A 451-nucleotide genomic window follows, 5' to 3' on the forward strand; every position below is an offset into this window, starting at 1 on the left:
ACTCACCGGCAGCGGGGCGAAGTGAAGGGTGCGGTTGTGTTCGGGCACCGTGATGGTGAAGGTGCCGTCGGGTTTGCCGTCCCAGCACAGTGGCCAGCGAGGCCCGGAGCTTGGCAGGGTCGGTACGTCGGGTTCTGGTACCGGGTAGGTGAGGAGCATGCCGTCGTCGGTGATGTAGACGACGCCGGCGTCGTCGATTTCGAGTCGCTGATCGAGTGTGCCGGCCCAGGTGCGGCCGAACCAGCCCCCACAGGGATGGCCGGAGATGTAGTGCCGTTTCAGGACCAGCGGCAGAGCGCCGGGCAGGGTGATGTCGGTGGCGGACATGACCATCTCCCCGGTGGCCACGTCGATCGGCTCACCGGTTTTGGGTCGCTCCTCGTTAGGTGTGTTGTTCTTGTTCGGATCGTCGTCGGTGCGCTTGCGGGCGCTGCCGTCGCGGCGGAGTGCG

1 protein-coding gene is annotated in these 451 nt (G+C 66.5%); it reads right to left on the reverse strand.

Annotation, left to right across the window (positions count from 1 at the left end):
* The coding region (locus tag NQU54_RS48825; protein ID WP_257636691.1) for a DUF6531 domain-containing protein at nt 1–451 on the reverse strand (451 nt) is incomplete at both ends.

The organism is Streptomyces malaysiensis subsp. samsunensis, assembly GCF_024519315.1.
Taxonomy (GTDB): domain Bacteria; phylum Actinomycetota; class Actinomycetes; order Streptomycetales; family Streptomycetaceae; genus Streptomyces; species Streptomyces malaysiensis.